Genomic DNA, 23,040 nt, shown 5'->3' with positions numbered 1-23,040 from the left:
GCGGCTTGGATGCCGGGGTCGGGTCGGGAATGGAGGCGTCTTCCTGCCGCGTGCCGTCCAACACATCCGTTTCGGCGCCGATCACCGTTCCGGCGCGTCCACCCCATGTTCGAACCCCAGGCGATCCGGCAGCGGCACCGCCGCGCCGTCCGCCCGCAACGCCAATCCGCTGCCCGCCTCAAAGGCCCCGATCCGCGTCGCCGCCACGGCCGGCACGAACCCCGCGGGGGCAGCGAACAGCAGTTCGTAATCGTCGCCCGCGGTCGCCGCCGCCAGTGCGGTGCCGCCGGTCGCGCGGTAGGCCGCCGAGAGCGGCACCGCGGCCATGTCGATCGTCACCGCCAGGCCGCTCGCCGCCGCCATCCGCTGCGCGTCGATCAGCAGGCCGTCCGATATGTCCATCATCGCGTGGACATGGGGGGCGAGTGCGCGGCCTTCGGCGAGGCGGGGTTGCGGGCGGCGATAGGCGGCGAGCAGTGCGGCATCCCCAGTGCAGGCCAGTGCCACCGCGAGCCCCGCGCCCGCATCGCCGATCGTGCCCGTCACCCACAGGCCGTCGCCCGCGCGCGCGCCGCTGCGGGGCGGGGCGACGGCGTCGCGGCCGAAGGCGGTGAGCGTCAGGATGCGCGGGGCACCCGGCGGCAGCGTCACCGTGTCGCCACCGATCAGCCGCGCGCCCATCGCCGCCAGCGCCTCGTCGAATCCGGCGACGAACGCGGCGTCCCATTCCGCGCCGGATAGCGGATAGTTGAGCGTGACGCCCTCCACCGCGGCGCCCGTTGCCGCCAGATCGGACAGGTTGGTCGCGACGAGCTTCCACGCCACGTCGCCCGGCGGATCGTCGTCAAGGAAATGCACGCCCTCGACGAGCGTGTCGGTGGTGACGACCAGGCCGGCCAGCACCGCCGTGTCGTCGCGCAGCCCGCGTGCGCCGGGGTGGAGCGGCAAGCGCCTGAGCGCTTCGAGAAAATCGGCTTCGGTCACCGATCGGCTCCGTTCCCCGCGGGGACGCGAGCGGCGCTTATGGCTCGCGGCGGGCGCCGTCGAGCGCGCGCTCCCGGCGGCCGGCCTCGGCGGTCTCGGCCTCTTTCTCCGCCTTGGTGCGCCCGTACGCCATGCGGTTCGCGGCGGCCTTCGCCTCGGCGGCGCCCCGTGCCTTCGCCTTGCGGGCGCGGCGCAGGCTGACGACTTCTGCGGTCATTCCCGCGGCGGCTCGGCGCGGACGCCCTTGGCGATGGCGTCGAGCAGGCCGTTGACGAAGCCCGATTCGCGCCGCTCGTAGAACGCCTTGGCGACATCGACATATTCGCTGATGACGACGCCCACCGGCACGTCGGCGCGGGCGATCAGCTCGTAGGTGCCCGCGCGCAGGATCGCCTTCATCGGCTTGTCGAGCCGTGCGAGGCTCCAGCCCTTGGCGAGCTTGCCCTCGATCAGCAGGTCGATCTCGCCGCTCCGCGTGGTCGCGCCGCGGACGATGTCGTCGAAGAAATCGATCTCGGCATCGGCATATTCCACCTCCTCGATCGTCGCGCCCAGCCGGTGCTGGTGGAATTCGTGGAGCAAGGCGGTGACGGCGGTGCCCTCCATGTCGTGCTGGTAGAGCGCCTGGACGGCGGCGAGGCGGGCGGCGGCGCGCGCCTGGGTGCGGGGGGCGATACGGGTCATGACGGTCTAACTGTTGAGCCGGAGGCGGAGTGCCACCGAACGGGCATGGGCGGGCAGGCCCTCGGCATGGGCGAGCGCGACGGTGGCGGGGCCGAGCGTGCGCAGCGCCGGCTCGTCGAGCGCGAGGAAGCTGGTGCGCTTCATGAAATCGAGCACCGACAGCCCGCTGGCGAAGCGCGCGCGGCGCCCCGTCGGCAGGACGTGGTTGGGCCCGGCGACATAATCGCCGATCGCCTCGGGCGTGTAGCGGCCGAGGAACACCGAGCCGGCGTGGCGGACGCGCGCGAACAGCGGCTGCGGGTCGTCCACCGCCAGTTGCAGATGCTCGGGCGCCAGCCGGTCGACCAGCGGCATTGCCGCCTCCAGCGTGTCGGTGACGATCACCGCGCCGTTCGCGTCCCAGGCCGCGCGCGCGACGGCGGCGGTGGCCATCGTGGCGATCTGGCGCTCGACCGCTTCGGCCACGCGCCGCGCGAAATCGCGATCGTCGGTGAAGAGGATCGACTGGGTGGTGGTGTCGTGTTCGGCCTGGCTCAGCAGGTCGGCCGCGGTCCATTCGGGATCGTTCTTCGCATCGGCCACGACGACGATCTCGGACGGCCCCGCCACCATGTCGATGCCGACCACGCCGTAGACCTGGCGCTTGGCCTCCGCGACCCAGGCGTTGCCCGGGCCGGTGACCACGTCGACGGGCACGATCCGGCCCGCGCCGTATGCCAGCGCGGCGATCGCCTGCGCGCCGCCGATCCGCCACACCTCGTCCACGCCTGCCAGATGCGCGGCGGCGAGGACGAGCGGGTTGATCTGCCCGTCGGGCGTGGGCGTCACCATCGCCAGCCGGCCGACGCCCGCCACCTTGGCGGGGATCGCGTTCATCAGCAGCGACGAGGGATAGGCGGCGCGCCCGCCCGGCACATAGATGCCCGCCGCATCGACCGGCAGCCAGCGCGCGCCGAGGCGGACGCCGGCCTCGTCGGTGAAGTCGCTGTCGGTGGGGCGCTGTTTCTCGTGATAGGCGCGGATCCGCGTGGCGGCGAGTTCGAGCGCCGCGCGCAGATCGGGATCGAGCGCGGCGAAGGCGGCGGCGCAATCGGCGGCGTCGATCCGCCAGCCGGTCCGCTCGAGATCGTGGCGGTCGTGGCGCTGCGTGAGGTCGCGGATCGCGGCCTCGCCGTCGCGGCGCACCGACGCGATGATCGCGCTGACGTCGCGGGCGAGCCCGGCATCGGATTCGCGGCGATCGTCGACCAGCGCGGCGAAGCGTTCGGCGAAATCGGCGTCGGCGGTGTGAAGCTGGATCACGCCGCCACCGCCCGGCGGAACGCCTCGACCAGCGGCACGACGCTCTCGCGCGTCTTCATCGCGGCGCGGTTGACGATCAGCCGCGAGGTGACCTCCATGATCGTCTCCACCTCGACCAGCCCGTTCTCCTTCAGCGTGCGGCCCGACGAGACGAGATCGACGATCCGCGGCGCAAGGCCCAGCGTCGGCGCCAGCTCCATCGCGCCGTTCAGCTTGACGCATTCCGCCTGCACCCCGCGCGCGGCGAAATGCGCCTGGGTGACGTGCGGATATTTGGTCGCGACGCGCACATGGCTCCAGCCGCGCGGATCGTCCTCGGCCGCCATGTCCGCCGGCTCGGCGACCGAGAGGCGGCAATGGCCGATGCCGAGATCGACCGGCGCGTACAGCTCCGAATAGGCGAATTCGGCGAGCACGTCCGATCCGACGATGCCGATCTGCGCCGCGCCGTGCGCGACGAAGGTGGCGACGTCGAACGCGCGCACCCGGATCAGCGCGATATGCGGCACGTCGGTGGCGAAGCGCAGCGCGCGGCTGTCTTCGTCCGAGAAGGCGGGCTCGGGGCGGATACCGGCGGCGGCGAGCAGCGGCAGCGCCTCGCCCAGGATGCGCCCCTTGGGGACGGCGATGATGATCGGATCGGTCACAGGCGCCGGGCTTTACGTGGGGGGGGCGCAGCGTGCAACATGCGTGGCCATGTGGAGGTGCCGATGACGGGCGAAGCGGTGGTTCGGCAGGCGTTCCGGATCCAGGAACATTATTGTCGCGCGAACGCCGCGCCGATCTATGCGGAGGTGTGCGCGGCATTGGCCGAGGGGCTGAGCCGTGACACGCACACCGGCGCCCGCGTGCTGGACTGGCCGGGGGAGCCGACACGCGACGCGGTGCCGCTGCGGCTGGTCGGCGGGTTGCACGCGCTGGTGCTGGCGGGTGCCGATCCGGATCTGGCAGCGGTGTTCGCGGGGCGGATGCAGGGCGCGGCAGCGATCGCGGCGGCGGTGGACGGCGCGGTCCGCCGTCACGATGCCGCGCTGCTGCCATGGCTCGACGGGCCGCCGCAGACCAACGAGCCGGGCCGTTCGGCCGCGTTGATGCTGGGGCTGCTGGCGGTCGCGCGCCGCTACGGACCGACGCTGGAGGTGCTGGAGATCGGATCGAGCGCGGGGCTCAACCTGCTGATCGATCGCTACCGGATCGATCTGGGCGGAACGGCCGTCGGCCCCGCAGATGCCCGAGTGACGATCGTGCACGACTGGCGCGGGCCTCCGCCCGAGCCAGCCCCGGTCGCCATCGCATCGGTGCGCGGCTGCGACGTGAACCCGATGGACGCGACCGACCCGGCGGTCGAGGCGCGGCTCGCCGCGTTCATCTGGGCCGAAGCGCCCGAGCGGCTGGAACGGGTGCGGCGCGCGATCGCGATGCTGCGCGCGGCGCCGGTCGATCTCGTCCGCGCCGATGCCGCCGATTGGGTCGAGGCGCGGCTGGCCGAGCCGCAGGCGGCGGGCGCGACGCGCGTGCTGATGCACTCGGTGGTGTGGCAATATCTGCCCGCCCCCGTGGCCGAGCGGATCCGCGCGGCGATGCAGGCGGCGGGCGCGCGTGCCACCGCCGAGCGGCCGCTCGCCTGGGTGACGATGGAGCCCGATCGCTCGCTCGGCCACCAGGTGATCCGCATGCAGGGCTGGCCGGGCGCGCCGGGCTGGCAGGTGCTCGGCACCGCGCACGCCCATGCCGCCTGGATCGACTCGCGCGCGCCCGATGCGGCGGATGCCGGGATCGCGCTGCCCGAAGGTGCACGCGTTTCGGTGTGAGGGCGGCGTTCCCGTGCTCCGTTTGCCCGGAGCCTGTCCAAGGGCCTGTGACCGCGTGTGAAAGCGCGCCTGCGGAGAGCGTGTTTCGATAGGCCCAGCGCGAACGGTGGAAAGTCGGATTGGCCTAGGATCAACAGACCCTAACGCGCCGGCGGGTTCGTCCCCGTGAGCGGCGCCTCGGTGCGGGGCGCGCCCGAGAGGCCGACGGGGCGGGGGCCCGCCGCGGTCGCCTCGAGCGAGGAATCGCCGCCCAGCACCTGATACAGCGTCACCAGATTGGTCGCGCCGGTCAGCTTGGTCGACACCAAAGTCTGCTGCGCGGCATAGAGCGTGCGCTGCGCATCCAGGCTGTTGAGGAAGGTGCCGATGCCGCCGCGATAGCTCGCATCGGTCAGTTGCACCGTGTCGAGCGCGGCGGCGAGGTTCTTCTGGTTGGCGCGGAGCTGTGCGGCGATCGTGCCCTGGCGCGCCAGCGCATCGGCGGTTTCGCGGAACGCGGACTGGATCGACTTTTCGTAGGTGGCGAGCGCCACGTCGCGCTCGGCCTTGGAATAGGCGACCCCGGCGCGACCGGCGCCGGCGCGGAAGATCGGATAGCTGACGCTCGGCGCGACCGAAAAGTTGAACGCGCCGCCGGTGAAGAGCGACGACAGGCCGGTGCTGGCGAAGCCGAAGATGCCGGTGAGCGAGATGCGCGGGAACAGCGCCGCGCGCGCTGCGCCGATCTCGGCATTGGCGGCGCGCAGCTCATATTCGGCCTGCACCACGTCGGGCCGGCGTAGCAGGATGGTCGAATCGAGCCCGGCGGGCAGCGTGGCGATGGTGGCGGCGGCCTCGTCGATCGAATTCGGCAGCAGCGAACCCGCGACCGGCGCGCCCACGAGCAGCTGGAGCGCGTTCGCGTCCTGCGCCAGCAGGGTGCGTTGCAGCGCCAGATCGGCCTCTGCCACCGCCTCGACCTGTTCGGCCTGGCGCAGATCGGTGCGCGGCGCGATCCCGCCCTCCAGCCGCGCGCGCGTGATGCGCACGCTCTGCCCGGCGCTTTTCGCGGTGTTCTGCGCGATGGCGAGCAGGCTCTTGTCGGAGGCATAGGTGAGCCACGCGGTCGCGATCTCGCCGACCAGCGTGAGCCGCGTCGCGCGGGCCGAAGCCTCCTGCTCGAAATAGCGCGCGAGCGAGGCCTGGGTGAGCGAGCGCACGCGGCCGAACAGATCGAGCTCGAAGGCGGTGGTGCCCAGATCGACCGAGAAGGCGCTGCCCGCACTCGAACTGCTGATGACGCTGCCGCTGCCCGTGCCGGTGGTGCCGGTTCCCGTTCCCGTGGTTCCGGTACTGGTAGTGCCCGTACCCGTGGCGCCGGTTCCCGTGCCCGTCGTGCCGGTGCCGGTCGTCGTACCGGTCGTGCCGGTTCCCGTGGTGCCCGTCGCGCCCGTCCCCGTGCTGCTGCTGGCGGTGCTGCTCACGCCATTGCCGTAATGCGAATAGGTGTAGCGACCGCTCGCATCGATCTCGGGCAGCAGGCTGGCGCGCTGGATGCGGTATTGCGCGCGCGCCGCGGCGATGTTGGCCACCGCCGCGCGCAGGTCGCGGTTGTTCGCCAGCGCCTGGCCGATGATCGCCTGCAACCGCGGATCGGTGAAGATGTCGCGATAGGTGATCGTCGGCAGCGTCGCCTCGGATTGCGCCAGATACGCGTCGCCGATCGGCCAGGACGGCGGGACGGGCAGTTCGGGCCGCGCATAATGCGGCGCGAGCGAACAGCCGGCGAGCAGGCCCGCGGCGAGAAGGGGAATGGCGCGTCGCATCAGGCGGGTTCCGGCGCGGGAAGGGCGGGGAGATGCTCGTCGGGGCCGGTGAGCAACGGCTGCGCGTGCGGCGGGGCGGGTGGCGGGCCATAGGGCGGGGCGGGGGTGCCGCCATCGCCCTGCGGGGTGTCGTCGCCACCCTTGCCGCCGCCGAAGCGCCGTTTGAGATCACGCGTGCCGCGGCTGATGAGCACGAAGAACAGCGGGATGTAGAAGATCGCCAGCAGCGTCGCGGTGAGCATCCCGCCGATCACCGCGGTGCCGATCGCGATCCGGCTGTTCGCACCGGCGCCCGTCGAGATGGCGAGCGGCAGCACGCCGAAGATGAACGCGAACGACGTCATCAGGATCGGGCGAAGCCGGATCTTGGCGGCGGACAAGGCGGCCTCCAGAAAGCCCTTGCCCTTCTTCTCTTCCTGTTCGGCGAATTCGATCATCAGGATCGCGTTCTTGGCCGCGAGCCCCATCGTCGTGAGCAGCCCGATCTGGAGATAGACGTCGTTCGTCAGGCCACGCAGCGTGACCAGCACGATCGCGCCGACCAGCCCAAGCGGGATGATGAGCAGCACCGCGACCGGGATCGACCAGCTTTCATAGAGCGCGGCGAGGCACAGGAAGACGACGAGCAGCGACAGGCCGTAAAGCGTCGAGGCCTGGCCCGACGACAGATTCTCCTGATAGGACAGGCCCGCCAGCGCGATGCTCGTCCCCGGAATCTGCGCGGCGAGCTGGCGCATCCGCTCGAGCGCCTGGCCCGAGGATTTGCCCGGCGCGGCCTGGCCCTGGAATTCGAACGACTGGATGCCGTTGAAGCGCGACAGCGACACCGGCGCGGTCTGCCAGCTGGTGGTGGCGAAGGACGAGAAGGGCGCCATCGACCCCGTGGACCCGCGGACATACCATTGCGATAGGTCCGACGGGCTGGAGCGATAGGGCGCATCGCCCTGCACATAGACGCGCTTGACGCGGCCGCGATCGAGGAAGTCGTTGACATATTGGCCGCCCCAGGCGGTCGACAGCGTCGAGTTCACGGTCGACTGGCTGAGCCCCAGCACCGCGAGCGTCTGCGGATCGACGTCGACATGCACGGTCGGCACGTCGGGCAATTCGGTGAGGCGCACGCCGACCAGGCTCGGATCGCCTGCCGCGCTCGCCAGCAGCTTGTCGCGCGCGGCCTCGAACTTGTCGAGGCTCATGCCGCTGCTGTTCTGCAGCTCCATCGTGAAGCCGTTCGACTGGCCGAGTCCGCGGACGGACGGCGGCACCAGCGCATAGACCTGCGCGTCGCGCAGGTTGGAAAAGGCGGCGGACGCGCGCGCGCTGATCGCGTCGGCGGTGTTCTCCTTGCCGCTGCGCTGGTCCCAGTTCTTGAGCGCGGTGAAACCCAGGCCGGTATTCTGCCCGCCCGGTGCGCCGCCGCCGCTGATGCCGCTCGCGGAGAAGACGGTGGCGATGTTCTTGCTCTCGTTCTTCAGGAAATAATTCTCGACTGCGGTCTGCACCTCTTGCGTGCGGTTCTGCGTGGCGCCCGGCGGAAGCTGGAACTGGACGATGCCGATGCCCTGGTCCTCGGTCGGCAGGAACCCGGTCGGCAGGCGCAGGAACAGGATGGCGAGCAAGGCGACGATGCCGGCATAGATGAGCAGCGCGAGCCATTTGCGGTCGACCACCGTCTTCACCACCGCGACATATTTCGCCGTGGTCCAGTCGAACCCGTCGTTGAACTTGTCGCGCCCGCGCGCCACGAAATGCGCGGCGCGCGGAAAGCGCCGGCCGGCCCAGCTGCCCTCGACGGGATCGCCCTCGGCGTTCTTCTGCTTCTGCTTCAGCAGATGCGAGGTGAGCGCGGGAGTGAGGATCAGCGCGACGAGCACCGACAGGATCATCGCCGACACGATCGTCAGCGAGAACTGGCGATAGATCACGCCGGTCGACCCGCCGAAGAACGCCATCGGCAGGAACACCGCGGACAGGACGAGCGCGATCGCGACCAGCGCGACGGTGATCTCGTCCATCGACGCGATCGTCGCGTCGCGCGGGCTCATGTCGGGATTTTCCTCCATGAGCCGCTCGACATTCTCGACCACGACGATCGCATCGTCGACGAGCAGGCCGATCGCGAGCACCAGCCCGAAGAGCGTCAGTGTGTTGATCGAGAAGCCCGCGACGTAGAAGACGCCGAACGTGCCGAGCAGCACGACGGGCACCGCGATCGTCGGGATCAGCGTCGCGCGCCAGCTTTGCAGAAACACGAACATGACGATGACGACGAGGATGATCGCCTCGATCAGCGTCTTCACCACCTCTTCGATCGACAGCTTGATGAAGTCGGTCGAGTCGTTGACGAACGCGTATTTATAGCCCTGCGGGAAGCTCTTGGCCGCGGCGGTGATCTGGCCCTTCACCAGCTCGGCGGTCTTCAGCGCGTCGGCGCCCGGCGCCAGCAGCACCGCGATGCCTGCGCCCGGATGGCCGTTCACGCGGCTGACGACATTGTACGTCTCGGACCCCAGCTCGATCCGCGCGACATCCTTCAGCCGCACCGTGGCGCCCGCGGTCGTCGTCTTCAGCACGATGTTGCCGAACTGCTCGGGCGTCTGGAGGCGGGTCTGCGCGGTGACGGTGGCGTCGAGATACTGGGTGGGGGGCGAGGGCTGCGCGCCCAGCTCGCCCGCTGCGACCTCGGCATTCTGGTTGGTCACCGCGGTGATGACGTCGGACGGCATCAGCTGGAAGCTGTTGAGCTGATAGGGGTTCAGCCAGATGCGCATCGCATATTGCGCGCCGAACACATTGGTGTTGCCGACGCCCGGCGTGCGGCCGAGCGGATCCTGGAGGTTGGAGACGAGATAGTCGGACACGTCCTGGTTGGTCGTGCGGTCGCTCTCGTCATACACCGCGGCGACGAGCAGGAAGTCGGGATTGGACTTCTTGACGACCAGGCCCTGCTGCTGGACCTGGGTGGGCAGGCGGCTGACCGCCTGCTGCACCTGGTTCTGCACCTGCACCTGCGCGATGTCGGGATTGGTGCCCTTCTCGAAGGTGACGGTGATCGTCAGCGAGCCGCGGCTGGACGAGGCGGACTGGAAATAGATCAGCCCGTCGATGCCGGTCAGCTGCTGCTCGATCACCTGTGTCACCGCATTCTGGATCGTCTGCGCGTTGGCGCCCGGATAGGTCGCCTGGATCGTCACCTGCGGCGGTGCGACGTCGGGATATTGCGCGATCGGCAGCCCCAGGATCGCGCCCACGCCCGCAAGCATGATGATGATGGCGATGACCCAGGCGAAGATGGGCCGATCGATGAAGACGCGACTGAGCATGAGGGGGTCAGCCGGCCTTTTTGGGGGTGGTGTCGGCGCCCTTGGGCACCTCCACCTTCTGCGGGGTATTGGCCGGCACGGGCTTGATGCCCTGGCCCGGTTTCAGCTTGGACAGGCCCTGGACGATCACCTTGTCACCCGGGTTCAGCCCCTTGGTGACGACCCAATAGGGGCCCTGGGTGCGCGCGGCGGTCACGTCCTTCAGCACCGCCTTGTCGCCCGGGCCGACCAGGATGACGGTCGCGTTGCCCTTGGCATCGCGGCTGACGCCCGCCTGCGGCACGAGGAACGCGCCGTTGTCGATCGCCTGCGCGAAGCTCGCGTGCACGAACATGCCGGGCAGCAGCAGCCCCTGCGGATTGGCGAATTTCGCGCGCAGCGTGACGGTGCCCGTCGTCTGGTCGACCAGGGCTTCCGAGAATTCCACGGTACCGGTCAGCGGATAGTCGCTGCCGTCGTCGAGCTTCAGATGCACCTGTGCCGCGGTGGCCACCACGCCGCCCTTGCCGAGCGACTGGCGCAGCCGGACGATGTCGCCCGCGGATTGCTGGATGTCGACGAACATCGGATCGAGCCGCTGGATCTGCGCGAGCGGATCGGTCTGCGTGGCCGAGACGAGCGCGCCCACGGTGAACAGCGATCGCCCGATCCGCCCCGAGATGGGTGCCGGCACGCGGGTGAACTTCAGGTTGATCCGCGCAGTGTCGAGCGCGGCCTGGTTCTGCGCCACGGTCGCCTGCGCCTGGCGCGCGGACGAGACGGCGTTGGTATAGTCCTGCTTGCTGATCGCCTCCATCGCGGCGAGCGGCTTGTAACGATCCGCCAGGATGCGCGTCGACTCGGCGTTGGCCTGCGCGCTCTCGACATTGGCGCGCGCCTGGTTGGCGCTGGCGCGATAGAGGCGCGGATCGATCTCGTAGAGCGGCTGCCCCTTGGTGACCAATGCGCCCTCGGTGAAGAGGCGGCGGCGGATCAGCCCGGTCACCTGCGGGCGCACGTCCGAGCTTTCGAACGCGGCAGTGCGGCCGCTCAATTCGGTCGTCATCGCCACGCTCGATGGCTGCACGACGACATAGCCGACCTGCGGCGTGCCCCGGCCGGGTGCCGCGCCCTTGGCACCGGCGCCCTTGTCCTTGTCGCCGCCCGAGCAGGCGGCCAGCGTCAACGCGGTGGCGAGGGCAGTCACGCCCAGGGCCATCCGTCGTGATGTTGCGATGTTCGAAGTCAAATGCGCCTGTCCGCCCGCTTGATGGAACCAAGCGCGCGCCCGGTTCCGCGCACAATCCGCAGGCGGGCAACTTGGTTGCGGGCCCCGCAAGACTTTGTGCAATCGCTCGCGCCTCTGCATCAAGGCGCGCGCGGCGTCCAGCCCTATGCTAGCGGGCGGCGATGATCGACGACGACAAGAAGGCGGCGGCCGAGGCCGCGGTGGACGAGGTGCAGGGCGGCATGCTCGTGGGGCTCGGCACCGGATCGACCGCGGCGTTCGCGATCGCGCGCCTCGCCGAGCGGGTGCGCCAGGGGCTGCGCATCGAGGCGGTCGCCACCTCGGAGGCGAGCGCCCGTCTGGCGCGAACGGGCGGGATTACGGTTCGCGCGTTCGCCGGGGTCGCGCGGGTGGATCTGACGATCGACGGCGCCGACGAGATCGATCCGCGGCTGTTCGCGATCAAGGGCGCAGGCGGCGCGATGCTGCGCGAGAAGGTGGTCGCCGCCGCCGCTGCACGGATGATCGTGATCGCCGACGGGTCGAAGCGGGTGGCGGCGATCGGTGCGGCGAAGCTGCCGGTCGAGGTGCTGCCCTTCGCGCAGGCGTTCGCGACCCGCGAACTGGCGGCGCTCGGCGCGGACGCGGTGCTGCGGCAGGCGGGCGATGCGCCCTATCGGACCGATCAGGGCAATGTCGTGATCGACTTGCGCTTCGCCGTGTTTCCCGAGCCGCTGGCGCTCGCCGCGCAACTGGATTCGATCCCCGGCGTTCTGGGGCACGGGCTGTTCCTCGATCAGGTGGATGCCGCCTATGTCGCCGAGCACGGCATCGTTTCGCGGCTGGAACGGCGCCAGCCGCCCGGTTAAAGCGTCGGCATGCGCAACCGGATGGGCTGCGCACGCGTTTGTTCGTTCACGCCACCCAAGGGGTTCCTGTTCATGACCGATACCGCCACGTCCGCCACCAATGCGGCCGATGCCCCCGAATCGACCGCGCTCCACGAGGACGGCACGCTGGAGCGGCTGACGGTGGACACGATCCGCACCCTCTCGATGGATGCGGTGGCGAAAGCGAAGTCGGGCCATATCGGCACGCCGATGGCGCTGGCGCCGGTCGGCTATACCGTCTGGGCCAAGTTCCTGCGCACCGATCCCGACCGGCCCGACTGGGCCAATCGCGACCGCTTCGTGCTGTCGGTCGGCCATGCGTCGATGCTGCTCTATTCGCTGCTCCACCTCGCGGGCGTCAAGGAGATCGACAAGGACGGCAAGCCGAGCGGTGAGCCGGCCGTGAGCCTGGACGACATCAAGCAGTTCCGCCAGCTCTCGTCCAAGACGCCGGGTCATCCCGAATATCGCCACACCACCGGCGTCGAGACGACGACCGGTCCGCTCGGCCAGGGCTGCGGCAATTCGGTCGGCATGGCGCTCGCCGAGCGCTGGCTCGCGGCGCGCTACAACACGGCCGATTTCACGCTGTTCGACAACGACACCTATGTGCTGTGCGGCGATGGCGACATGATGGAGGGCGTGGCGAGCGAGGCGGCAAGCCTGGCCGGGCATCTGAAGCTCTCCAACCTCTGCTGGATCTATGATTCCAACCATATCTCGATCGAGGGCGGCACCGATCTTGCGTTCGACGAGGATGTGGGCAAGCGGTTCGAGGCCTATGGCTGGAACGTCGTCCATGTGAACGACGCCAACGACACCGTCGCCGTCGCCAAGGCGATCGAGACGTTTCGCGCGACCAAGGACAAGCCGACCTTCATCGTCGTCCATTCGGTGATCGGTTACGGCAGTGCGATCCAGGGCACCGCCAAGGCGCATGGCGAAGCGATGACCGCGGATCAGATCCGCGACACCAAGAAGGCCTATGGCTGGCCCGAGGACTCGGCGTTTCTGGTGCCCGATGGCGTGGCGGAGCATTTGCATTCCGCGGTGGCGGAGCGGGGCCGCCCGCTGCGCGAGGCATGGGAGGCGCTGCTGGAGCGGTATCGCACCGCACAGCCCGGTCTCGCCGCCGAACTCGACGCCATGCTGTCGGACACGCTGCCCGAGGGCTGGGATGCGGACATTCCCGTGTTCGAGGCGGATGCCAAGGGGATCGCCTCGCGCGATGCCGGTGGCAAGGTGCTGAACGCGATCGCTCGGAAGCTGCCCTGGCTGGTCGGGGGGTCGGCCGATCTCGCGCCGTCGACCAAGACCGCGATCGACGATGGCGGGTCGTTCCAGGCGGCCTCCTATGACGGGCGCAACCTGCATTTCGGCGTGCGCGAACACGGCATGGGTTCGGTCGCGAACGGCATGGCGCTGTCGCACCTGCGCTCCTACACCGCCACCTTCCTCGTCTTTTCCGATTACATGCGGCCGCCGGTGCGGCTCGCCTCGATCATGGAACTGGGCGTCGCCTTCGTCTTCACGCATGACTCGATCGGCGTCGGCGAGGACGGCCCCACGCACCAGCCGATCGAACAGCTCGCCACGCTGCGCGCGATCCCCGGGCTCGACACGATCCGCCCGTGCGACGCGAACGAGACGGCCTGGGCATGGAAGGCAGCGATCCTCGCCGGCGATTCGCCCACCGCGCTGATCTTCTCGCGCCAGGCGCTGCCGACGCTCGACCGCGGGAAATACGCCTCGGCCGAAGGGCTGATGAAAGGCGGCTACGTGCTGGCCGACAGTGACGGCACGCCCGACGTGATCCTGATCGCCACGGGAAGCGAAGTGGCGCTGGTGGTGGAGGCGCACGAGACGCTGAAGAGCCAGGGCGTGAAGAGCCGTGTCGTGTCGATGCCGAGCTGGCACCGCTACGAGGTGCAGGACGACGACTATAAGGAAAGTGTCCTGCCCAAGGCGGTGAAGGCCCGGCTTGCGGTCGAGATGGGCGGCGAGATCGGTTGGGACCGCTATGTCGGCATGGAGGGCAAGACGATCACCATGTCCACCTTCGGCGCGTCCGCCCCGATCGCCAAACTGCAGGATAAATACGGGTTCACCGTCGACAATGTCGTCAAGGTCGCCCGCGAACTCGTGGAGACGAAGTGATGGGCAAGCTCAACGACCTCGAAGCGCAGGGCCAGGCCGTCTGGCTCGATTTCGTCGACCGCAAGTTTCTGGCGGCCGGCGGGTTGCAGAAGCTGGTGGACGAGGACGGGCTGACGGGCGTCACGTCCAACCCGTCGATCTTCGAAAAGGCGATGGGGCATGGCGATGCCTATGACGAGAGCCTGAAGGCCTATGACCAGGCGCATCCCGACGCGCCGACGATGGACCGCTACGAGCATCTGGCCGTCGAGGACATCAGGCACGCGGCGGATACGCTGCGCCCGATCTACGATCGGCTGGACGCGAAGGATGGCTATGTCAGCCTGGAGGTGTCGCCCTATCTCGCCGACGACACCGACGCTACGATCGCCGAGGCGCAGAAGCTGTGGACGATGGTCGACAAGCCCAACGTCATGATAAAGATCCCCGGCACGCTCGCCGGCGCCCCCGCGATCGCGGCGACGATCGCCGCCGGCATCAACGTGAACGTGACTTTGCTGTTCGCGCTTGAGGCCTATAAGCGCGTCGCCGAGGCCTATGTGATGGGCCTCGAGGAGCGCGTGCGGCAGGGCCAGCCGATCGACCGGATCGCCAGCGTGGCCAGCTTCTTCGTCAGCCGGATCGACGCGATGATCGACAAGGCGATCGACGAGCGCGTGAAGGACGGCGATGCCGAGGCCGACGCGCTGAAGGCGGTGCGCGGCAAGGTGGCGATCGCCAACGCCAAGATGGCGTATCAATGGTATCTCGATTTCCTGAAGACCGATCGCTGGCAGGCGCTGGCCGCCAAGGGTGCGCAGCCGCAGCGGCTGCTCTGGGCCTCGACCGGCACGAAGGACCCGTCCTATCCCGACACGCTCTATATCGATACGGTGATCGGGCGCGACACGGTGAACACCATGCCGCCCAAGACGATGGATGCGTTTCGCGATCACGGCACCGCGGCACCCACGCTGACTCAGGACATCGACGCGGCGCGCCATGTCCTCGCCGAGGCCGAGCGGCTCGACCTGCAGCTCGACGGCGTCACCGAGACGCTGGTGGGCGAGGGCGTCACCGCGTTCGCCAAGGCGTTCGACGATCTGCTGGGCGCGATCGCCGCCAAGCAGCCGACCGCCGCCTGAACCCCGTTCCCGCTCGCCCGGCGGCGCCACCAGGCGCGCGTGGCCGGGCGAGCGCCATCATCTCAAGCCATCATCTCAAAACGCGCGGAGACTTCGCATGAAGATCGGAATGATCGGCCTCGGCCGCATGGGTGCCAACATGGCGCGTCGCCTGATGAAGGCCGGCCATCAGGTCGTCGGTTACGATCGCGACGACAAGGCGGTGGCGGCGCTCGCGGCGGACGGTGCCGAGGCGGCGACTTCGCTCGACGACGCGCGCGGCAAGCTCGACAGCCCGGCGATCTGGTGGGTGATGCTGCCCGCCGGCGAGATCACCGAAGGCACGATCACCGAGATCTGCAACGGGGCCAAGCCCGGCGACATCGTGATCGACGGCGGCAACAGCTTCTACAAGGACGATATTCGCCGCGGCAAGGCGCTGGCCGAAAAGGGGCTCCATTATGTCGACGTCGGCACCTCGGGCGGCGTCTGGGGGCTGGAGCGCGGCTATTGCATGATGATCGGCGGCGAGAAGGAGACGCTCGAGTCGATCGAGCCGATCTTCGAGGCGCTGGCGCCCGGCATGGGGTCGATCCCGCGCACCCCGGACCGGATCGACAGCGACGAGGATCCGCGCGCCGAGAAGGGCTATATCTTCGCCGGCCCCGCGGGATCGGGCCATTTCGTGAAGATGGTGCACAACGGCATCGAATATGGCCTGATGCAGGCCTATGCCGAGGGCTTCGACATCCTGAAGAGCAAGAAATCGGACAAGCTTCCCGAAGATGAGCGGTTCGACCTCAACCTCACCGACATCGCCGAAGTCTGGCGCCGCGGCAGCGTCATCTCGTCCTGGCTGCTCGACCTAACCGCTATCGGCCTCGCCAAGGACCAGCAACTCGAACAATTCACCGGCAACGTCGCCGATTCGGGCGAGGGCCAGTGGACGATCGACGCGGCGATGGAGGAGAAGGTGCCGGCCAATGTGCTGACCGCCGCGCTCTTCGCGCGCTATCGCAGCCGCGTCGAGCATACGTTCGGCGACAAATTGCTGTCGGCGATGCGCTTTGGCTTCGGTGGCCATGTCGAGATGCCGCAGTGAGCGTGAAGCTGCTGGTATCCGATGTCGACGGCACGTTGGTCGACAAGGCGAAGAAGCTGACGGATGGGACGATCGCGGCAGTTCGCCGACTGGAGGCAGCCGGGATCGGCTTCACGATCGTCAGCGCACGGCCGCGTTCGGGGATGATGCCGATCGCCGACGCGCTCAGGCTGGACGAGCCGATGGGCGCGTTCAACGGCGGCCTCGTCTTTCGCCGCGACGGCACGATCGACAGCCACGAGACGATCGCTGAGGATGTCGCGCGCGGCGTGATGGACCTGGCGCGCAAGGAGGCGGTCGATCTCTGGGTCTTCGCCGACGATCGCTGGTATGCGAGCACCGATCAGGGCGTGCATGTCGAGCATGAGCGGATCGCTTCCAACCAGGCGCCGGTCGTCACGCAGGATTTCGACGCGCTGCTGGCGAAGGCGGACAAGATCACCTTCGTCAGCGACGACGAGCCGCTGCTGCGCCGGCTCCACGCCGATGCCAAGGCTTATGGCGACCGGGCGACGATCGTGCAGAGCCAGACCTATTATCTCGACGTCACCGCCAAGGGCGGCAACAAGGGCGACGGGATCGTGGCGCTCTGCAAGGCGTTCGGCGTGTCGATCGAGGAGACGGCGGCGATCGGCGATCAGGCCAACGACGTGCCGATGCTCGAACGCGCGGGGCTTTCGATCGCGATGGGCAACGCGCCCGACGCGGTGAAGGCCAAGGCGCACGAACACACCACCGCCAACGACGCCGACGGCGTCGCGCATGCCATCGACACCATCATTCTTCCCCGTAATGGAGCCACCGCATGATTTCGCTGATCGCGTTCGACCTCGACGGCACGCTGGCCGAGAGCAAGCAGCCGCTGAAAGACACGATGGGCGAGGCGCTGGCCGATCTGCTGGCGGTGGCGAACGTCGCGGTGATCTCGGGTGGCGACTGGCCGCAGTTCCAGAAGCAGGTCGCCTCGCGCCTGCCCGCGCGCGCGGACTTGAAGAAGCTGTGGCTGATGCCGACCACGGGCACCAAGCTCTACACGCACAAGGGCAGCGACTGGCAGGTCGTCTATGCCGAACTGTTCTCCGACGACGAGAAGACGAAGATCCTGGAGGCGTTCGATGCGTCGCTCGAAGCGACCGGCTTCAAGCCCGAAAAGACCTGGGGCGAGCGGATCGAGGATCGCGGCAGCCAGATCACCTTCTCGGCGCTGGGCCAGGAGGCGCCGATCGCCGAGAAGGAGCATTGGGATCCCGATTTCGCCAAGCGTAAGGTGATCCAGGCCGATCTGCGCACGCGCCTGCCCGAACTGTCGATCAACATGGGCGGGGCCACCTCGATCGACATTACGCAGAAGGGCGTCGACAAGGCGTACGGCCTCAAGAAGCTGCGCGACGCGAGCGGCATCCCGCTGGAGCAGATGATGTTCATCGGCGATGCGATCTTCCCGGGCGGCAATGATTATCCCGCCAAGGAGCTCGGGCTGGAGACGGTGCGGGTGAAGGACCCGGACGGCACGCTTGCCGCCATCGCCGGGATCGTCGCCTGCCTGAAGTGACGCTTGAACCCATGGCCTCCCGTGATAGTAACATCTGAAACGGAGAGGCCATGACCATCGATTTCGACTTCGCGCTCGGCGAGACCGCGGACATGATCCGCGAATCCACACGCGCCTTCGCGGACAAGGCGATCGCCCCGCTCGCCGCACGGATCGACGCGGAGGACTGGTTCCCGCGCGAACTCTGGCCGGCGATGGGCGAGCTCGGCCTTCACGGCATCACCGTGGAGGAGGAGTATGGCGGGCTAGGCCTCGGCTATCTCGAACATGTGATCGCGGTGGAAGAGGTGAGCCGCGCCAGCGCGTCGGTCGGCCTCAGCTATGGCGCGCATTCCAATCTGTGCGTGAACCAGATCCGCCGCTGGGGCTCGCCCGAGCAGAAGGCGAAATATCTGCCCAAGCTCGTGTCGGGCGAACATGTCGGCAGCCTCGCCATGTCCGAGGCAGGCGCGGGATCGGACGTGGTCAGCATGAAGCTGAAGGCGGCGAAGACCGATGACGGCTATGTGCTGAACGGCACCAAATTCTGGATCACCAACGCGGCCTATGCCGACACGCTGGTCGTCTATGCCAAGACCGGCGAGGGCAGCCGCGGCATCACCGCCTTCCTGATCGAGAAGGATTTCGCCGGATTCTCGATCGGGCAAAAGATCGACAAGATGGGCATGCGCGGATCGCCCACCGCCGAGCTGGTGTTCGACGATTGCCATGTGCCGGCCGAAAACGTGATGGGCCCGGAAAATGGCGGCGTCGGCGTGCTGATGTCGGGGCTGGATTACGAGCGCGCGGTGCTCGCGGGGATCCAGCTCGGCATCATGCAGGCGTGTCTCGACGTCGTGATCCCCTATGTGCGCGAACGGCGCCAGTTCGGCCAGCCGATCGGTCAGTTCCAGCTCATCCAGGCGAAGGTGGCGGACATGTATGTCGCGCTCAATTCGGCGCGCGCCTATGTCTATGCGGTGGCGCGCAGCTGCGATGCGGGCAAGACCACGCGGTTCGACGCGGCGGGCGCGATCCTGCTGGCCAGCGAGAATGCGGTGCGCGTCAGCCTTGAGGCGATCCAGGCGCTGGGGGGCGCCGGCTATACCAAGGACTGGCCGGTCGAGCGCTATATGCGCGACGCCAAGCTGCTCGACATCGGCGCCGGCACGAACGAGATCCGTCGGATGCTGATCGGGCGCGAGCTGATCGGCGCGGCGCCCCGGGTGGCGCAGTGAGCGATCGCGCCGGTCCGGATCGATGAGCGCGCCCGTCCTCGCCAGCGCGGTGTCGCCCGACAGCGAGACCTTCCGCGCCAACGCCGCGCACAACCGCGCGCTCGCCGAGAGCCTGCGTGCGGATGTCGCGCGCACCGCATTGGGCGGCGGCGCCGCGTCGCGCGAGCGCCACACCGCGCGCGGCAAGCTGCTGCCGCGCGACCGAGTCGAGCATCTGCTCGATCCCGGCAGCGCATTCCTCGAGATCGGGCAACTCGCGGCGAATGGTCTCTATGACGACGCGGTGCCGGGCGCGGGGCTGATCTGCGGGATCGGCCGGGTGTCGGGGCGGCCATGCATGATCCTGTGCAACGACGCCACGGTGAAGGGCGGCACCTATTTCCCGCTGACCGTGAAAAAGCATCTGCGTGCGCAGGAAATCGCGCAGGAAAACCGGCTGCCCTGCATCTATCTGGTCGACAGCGGCGGCGCGAACCTGCCGCACCAGGCCGAGGTGTTTCCCGATCGCGAGCATTTCGGCCGGATCTTCTTCAACCAGGCGCAGATGTCCGCGCTCGGCATTCCGCAGATCGCGTGCGTGATGGGATCGTGCACCGCGGGGGGCGCCTATGTGCCCGCCATGTCGGACGAGACGATCATCGTGCGCGGGCAGGGGACGATCTTCCTCGCCGGGCCGCCGCTGGTGAAGGCGGCGACGGGCGAGGTGATCTCGGCCGAGGAACTGGGCGGTGCCGATACGCATGGCCGCCGATCGGGCGTCGTCGACCATGTCGCCGAGAATGACGACCATGCGCTGACGATCGTGCGCGACATCGTTGCCACTTTGCCGCCCGCGACGCGCGCACCCGTCAACCTCGCGGCGCCACGGCCCCCCCGATATGCGGCGGAGGAGCTGTATGGCATCGTCCCCGCCGATGTGCGCGCGCCCTATGACGTGCACGAGGTGATCGCGCGGTTGGTCGACGGCAGCGAGTTCCACGAGTTCAAGGCGTTGTACGGCGCCAGCCTCGTCTGCGGCTTCGCGCATATCTGGGGCATGCCCGTCGCCATCCTCGCCAACAACGGCGTGCTGTTCAGCGAAAGCGCGCAAAAGGGCGCGCACTTCATCGAGCTGGCCTGCCAGCGCAAGATCCCCCTGCTGTTCCTCCAGAATATTTCGGGCTTCATGGTCGGTGGCAAATATGAGGCGGAAGGCATTGCGAAACATGGCGCAAAGCTGGTCACCGCGGTGGCGACCGCCAGCGTTCCCAAGATCACCCTGCTGATCGGCGGCAGCTTCGGCGCGGGCAATTATGGCATGTGCGGCCGGGCCTATTCGCCGCGTTTCCTGTTCACCTGGCCCAACAGCCGGATCAGCGTGATGGGCGGCGAACAGGCCGCGAGCGTGCTGGCCACCGTCCACCGCGACGCCGAACGCTGGACGCCCGAGGAGGCGGAGGCGTTCAAGGCCCCCGTTCGGCAGAAATATGAGGATGAGGGCAATCCCTGGTATGCGACGGCGCGGCTGTGGGACGACGGCATCGTCGATCCCGCACAGACGCGCGACGTGCTGGGGCTGGCGCTCGCCGCCACGCTGGAAGCGCCGATCGGGGAGCCGCGCTTCGGCGTGTTCCGGATGTGACGTCTGTCCTACACGCCCCGTTTCGGCATAGCCTCGCGCCCATGATCGAGCGTCTGCGCCTCTTCGTACCCTCCGCTGCGACGGGCGAGACGCGCGAAGTGGAAAGACCCATGGTACATCTCCACTTCCTCCACTTCGGAGGGCCAACATGCTGAAATCGCTGCTGATCGCGAATCGCGGTGAAATCGCCTGCCGGATCATCCGCACCGCGCGGGCGATGGGGATCCGGACGGTCGCGGTCCATTCGGACGCCGATGCGGACGCGCTCCATGTGAAGCTGGCGGACGAGGCGGTGGCGATCGGCGCGAGCCCGGCGCGCGAAAGCTATCTGGTCGGCGAACGGATCATCGCCGCCGCTTTGGAGACGGGCGCGGAGGCGATCCATCCCGGCTATGGTTTCCTGAGCGAGAATGCCGGTTTTGCCGATGCGGTGATCGCGGCCGGGCTGATCTGGGTCGGCGCGCCGCCCGCCGCGATCCGCGCGATGGGGCTGAAGGATGCCGCCAAGGCGCTGATGATCGCGGCGGGCGTGCCGGTGACGCCGGGCTATCTGGGGGAGGACCAGTCCCCCGATCGGCTGCTCGCGGAGGCGGATGCAATCGGCTATCCCGTGCTGGTGAAGGCGGTGGCGGGCGGCGGCGGCAAGGGCATGCGGCGCGTCGACGCCGCGGCCGATTTCGCCGAACTTCTGGCCTCGTGCCGGCGCGAGGCGGCGGCGTCGTTCGGCGACGATCGCGTGCTGATCGAGAAATACATCCTCTCGCCGCGCCACATCGAGGTGCAGGTCTTCGGCGACACGCAGGGCGAGGTCGTCCATCTGTTCGAACGCGACTGTTCGCTGCAGCGCCGCCACCAGAAGGTGATCGAGGAAGCGCCTGCGCCCGGCATGGATGCGGCCACCCGCGCGGCGATCTGCGCGGCCGCGGTGAAGGCGGCGCGCGCGGTCGATTATGTCGGCGCGGGCACGATCGAGTTCATCGCCGATGCAAGCGAGGGTCTTCGCGCCGATCGCATCTGGTTCATGGAGATGAACACCCGGCTCCAGGTGGAACATCCCGTCACCGAGGAGATCACCGGCGTCGATCTGGTCGAATGGCAGTTGCGCGTCGCGAGCGGCGAGCCGCTGCCCCGGCGGCAGGACGAACTCGCCATTCGCGGCTGGGCGATGGAGGCGCGGCTCTATGCGGAAAATCCGCTGGCCGATTTCCTGCCGAGTACCGGCGTGTTGGGCGAATTCTTCCTCGACGATGATCTCGCCCGGATCGAAACCGGCGTGGGCCGGGGCTCGGCGGTGTCGCCCTTCTACGATCCGATGATCGCCAAGCTGGTGGTGCACGGCGTGACGCGGGACGAGGCGCGCGAGAAGCTGGCGCTCGCCTGCGACACCGTGCTGACCTGGCCGGTGCGCAACAATGCCGGCTTCCTCGCCGCGCTGCTGCGCCACCCCGATTTCGCCGCCGCGTCGATCGATACGGGTTTCATCGCGCACGAAAGCGAGGCGCTGACCGCGGGCGCGGCGATCGGTGCGGCGCTGCTCGACACCGCGGCGGTCGAGATCGTGCGCGCCGGTGGCGGCACGCGCCATGCGGCCGATCCGGCCAGCGACGACGCGTCGGGCGAAATCTGGCGCGACCTGCTCGGCCTTCGCCTCAACGCCCCCCGGCGCGAGCGCGTCGCGATGCTGGCCGATGGCGTGCGCCGCGAGGGATGCGTCGGAGCGCGGGTGCCGGACGAGGGATCGCTGCTGCGCGAGACGGCGGACGGCGTCCTCATCGTCGATCGCGGCTGGGCGCATCTCTTCCAGCCGTTCCGCGCGAGCGGCACCGCCGGCGGCGCGGCGGCGGACGGGGCGATCGTCTCGCCCATGCCGGGCCGGATCATCGCGGTCGGCGTGCATGAGGGCGAGGCGGTGGCCAAGGGCCGGACGCTGCTGACGCTCGAGGCGATGAAGATGGAACACAGTCTCGTCGCGCCGTTCGACGGGATCGTTTCCCGCCTTTCCGCCGTTGTCGGCGGTCAGGTCGCCGAAGGCGTCGTGCTCGCGACCATCGAGAAGGAAACGTCATGAAGATCAGCGCCCGCAACCAGATCGCCGGCACCGTCACCGCGATCACGCCCGGTGCCGTGAACGGCACGGTGAAGGTGGATATCGGCGGCGGCACCATCGTCACCGCCAGCATCACCGAAGAGGCGATCGAGGAACTGGGGCTGGCAAAGGGCGACACGGTGACGGTGATCGTGAAGGCCAGCGACGTGCTGATCGGCAAGTGAGCCGCGCCGGC

19 protein-coding genes are annotated in these 23,040 nt (G+C 68.7%); 11 read left to right on the top strand and 8 right to left on the bottom strand.

Annotation, left to right across the window (positions count from 1 at the left end; all coding sequences use genetic code 11):
- Positions 1-81: 81 nt before the first annotated feature.
- Genes thiL through hisG form a run of 5 tightly spaced genes read right to left on the bottom strand, consistent with a single transcriptional unit; the run spans position 82 to position 3,617 of the window.
- Positions 82-984, bottom strand: coding sequence for a thiamine-phosphate kinase (gene thiL, locus OXQ95_RS02865; RefSeq protein WP_267379388.1), 903 nt, complete (start codon positions 982-984; stop codon positions 82-84).
- A 37-nt stretch (positions 985-1,021) separates the two neighbouring features.
- Entirely contained in the window at positions 1,022-1,201 is a 180-nt protein-coding gene (locus tag OXQ95_RS02860) for a DUF4169 family protein (RefSeq protein ID WP_267379385.1), read from the bottom strand.
- Entirely contained in the window at positions 1,198-1,668 is a 471-nt protein-coding gene (gene nusB / locus OXQ95_RS02855; protein WP_242096219.1) for a transcription antitermination factor NusB, read from the bottom strand. The genes OXQ95_RS02860 and nusB overlap by 4 nt, the downstream gene beginning before the upstream one ends.
- A 6-nt stretch (positions 1,669-1,674) precedes the next feature.
- Complete coding sequence (gene hisD, locus OXQ95_RS02850; protein WP_267379381.1) at positions 1,675-2,970, bottom strand: histidinol dehydrogenase; 1,296 nt, start codon at positions 2,968-2,970, stop codon at positions 1,675-1,677.
- On the bottom strand, positions 2,967-3,617 hold the full coding sequence (gene hisG, locus OXQ95_RS02845; protein ID WP_267379378.1) for an ATP phosphoribosyltransferase: 651 nt from the start codon (positions 3,615-3,617) through the stop codon (positions 2,967-2,969). The genes hisD and hisG overlap by 4 nt, the downstream gene beginning before the upstream one ends.
- 63 nt (positions 3,618-3,680) lie before the next feature.
- Here hisG and OXQ95_RS02840 point away from each other — a divergent pair, with 63 nt between their 5' ends.
- Positions 3,681-4,781: a DUF2332 family protein gene (locus OXQ95_RS02840; protein WP_267379375.1), complete on the top strand. Its 1,101-nt coding sequence runs from the start codon at positions 3,681-3,683 to the stop codon at positions 4,779-4,781.
- Positions 4,782-4,921: 140 nt separating this feature from the next.
- On the opposite strand, the gene OXQ95_RS02835 is transcribed toward OXQ95_RS02840, so the two are convergent.
- Genes OXQ95_RS02835 through OXQ95_RS02825 form a run of 3 tightly spaced genes read right to left on the bottom strand, consistent with a single transcriptional unit; the run spans position 4,922 to position 11,107 of the window.
- On the bottom strand, positions 4,922-6,586 hold the full coding sequence (locus OXQ95_RS02835; RefSeq protein ID WP_267379372.1) for an efflux transporter outer membrane subunit: 1,665 nt from the start codon (positions 6,584-6,586) through the stop codon (positions 4,922-4,924).
- A complete protein-coding gene (locus OXQ95_RS02830; RefSeq protein WP_267379369.1) occupies positions 6,586-9,909 on the bottom strand; it encodes a multidrug efflux RND transporter permease subunit in 3,324 nt (1,107 codons plus the stop codon). Before OXQ95_RS02830 ends, OXQ95_RS02835 begins: the two co-directional genes overlap by 1 nt.
- Before the next feature lie 7 nt (positions 9,910-9,916).
- Entirely contained in the window at positions 9,917-11,107 is a 1,191-nt protein-coding gene (locus tag OXQ95_RS02825) for an efflux RND transporter periplasmic adaptor subunit (RefSeq protein ID WP_267379365.1), read from the bottom strand.
- Between the two features lie 191 nt (positions 11,108-11,298).
- Between OXQ95_RS02825 and rpiA the strand changes: the two genes are divergently transcribed.
- The 10 genes from rpiA to OXQ95_RS02775 all read left to right on the top strand — a co-directional run bounded on the left by rpiA (position 11,299) and on the right by OXQ95_RS02775 (position 23,029).
- The gene (rpiA, locus tag OXQ95_RS02820; protein ID WP_267379362.1) at positions 11,299-11,985 is read left to right on the top strand and encodes a ribose-5-phosphate isomerase RpiA; all 687 of its coding nucleotides are present in this window, start codon (positions 11,299-11,301) and stop codon (positions 11,983-11,985) included.
- Positions 11,986-12,057: 72 nt separating this feature from the next.
- Positions 12,058-14,163 carry a transketolase gene (gene tkt, locus OXQ95_RS02815; RefSeq protein ID WP_267379359.1) on the top strand — a complete coding sequence of 702 codons (2,106 nt, stop codon included), beginning with the start codon at positions 12,058-12,060 and terminating at the stop codon, positions 14,161-14,163.
- Positions 14,163-15,287 (top strand): transaldolase, encoded by a 1,125-nt coding sequence (gene tal, locus OXQ95_RS02810; RefSeq protein WP_267379356.1) that lies wholly within the window; start codon positions 14,163-14,165, stop codon positions 15,285-15,287. Before tkt ends, tal begins: the two co-directional genes overlap by 1 nt.
- Before the next feature lie 97 nt (positions 15,288-15,384).
- On the top strand, positions 15,385-16,368 hold the full coding sequence (gene gnd / locus OXQ95_RS02805) for a phosphogluconate dehydrogenase (NAD(+)-dependent, decarboxylating) (protein ID WP_267379352.1): 984 nt from the start codon (positions 15,385-15,387) through the stop codon (positions 16,366-16,368).
- On the top strand, positions 16,365-17,177 hold the full coding sequence (locus tag OXQ95_RS02800) for a Cof-type HAD-IIB family hydrolase (RefSeq protein ID WP_267379349.1): 813 nt from the start codon (positions 16,365-16,367) through the stop codon (positions 17,175-17,177). The genes gnd and OXQ95_RS02800 overlap by 4 nt, the downstream gene beginning before the upstream one ends.
- Entirely contained in the window at positions 17,174-17,920 is a 747-nt protein-coding gene (locus OXQ95_RS02795) for an HAD-IIB family hydrolase (protein ID WP_242096230.1), read from the top strand. Before OXQ95_RS02800 ends, OXQ95_RS02795 begins: the two co-directional genes overlap by 4 nt.
- Positions 17,921-17,970: 50 nt before the next feature.
- The gene (locus OXQ95_RS02790) at positions 17,971-19,137 is read left to right on the top strand and encodes an isovaleryl-CoA dehydrogenase (protein WP_267379342.1); all 1,167 of its coding nucleotides are present in this window, start codon (positions 17,971-17,973) and stop codon (positions 19,135-19,137) included.
- A 22-nt stretch (positions 19,138-19,159) separates the two neighbouring features.
- Positions 19,160-20,758 carry a carboxyl transferase domain-containing protein gene (locus tag OXQ95_RS02785; RefSeq protein WP_267379339.1) on the top strand — a complete coding sequence of 533 codons (1,599 nt, stop codon included), beginning with the start codon at positions 19,160-19,162 and terminating at the stop codon, positions 20,756-20,758.
- 148 nt (positions 20,759-20,906) lie between these two features.
- A complete protein-coding gene (locus OXQ95_RS02780; protein WP_267379337.1) occupies positions 20,907-22,826 on the top strand; it encodes a biotin carboxylase N-terminal domain-containing protein in 1,920 nt (639 codons plus the stop codon).
- Positions 22,823-23,029: a TOBE domain-containing protein gene (locus OXQ95_RS02775; protein ID WP_242096234.1), complete on the top strand. Its 207-nt coding sequence runs from the start codon at positions 22,823-22,825 to the stop codon at positions 23,027-23,029. The genes OXQ95_RS02780 and OXQ95_RS02775 overlap by 4 nt, the downstream gene beginning before the upstream one ends.
- The last annotated feature ends 11 nt before the right edge of the window (positions 23,030-23,040 follow it).

Source organism: Sphingomonas sp. GC_Shp_6, assembly GCF_026540835.1.
In the GTDB taxonomy this organism is placed as follows: Bacteria; Pseudomonadota; Alphaproteobacteria; order Sphingomonadales; family Sphingomonadaceae; genus Sphingomonas.
This window is presented reverse-complemented; position numbering and strand designations above follow the sequence as displayed.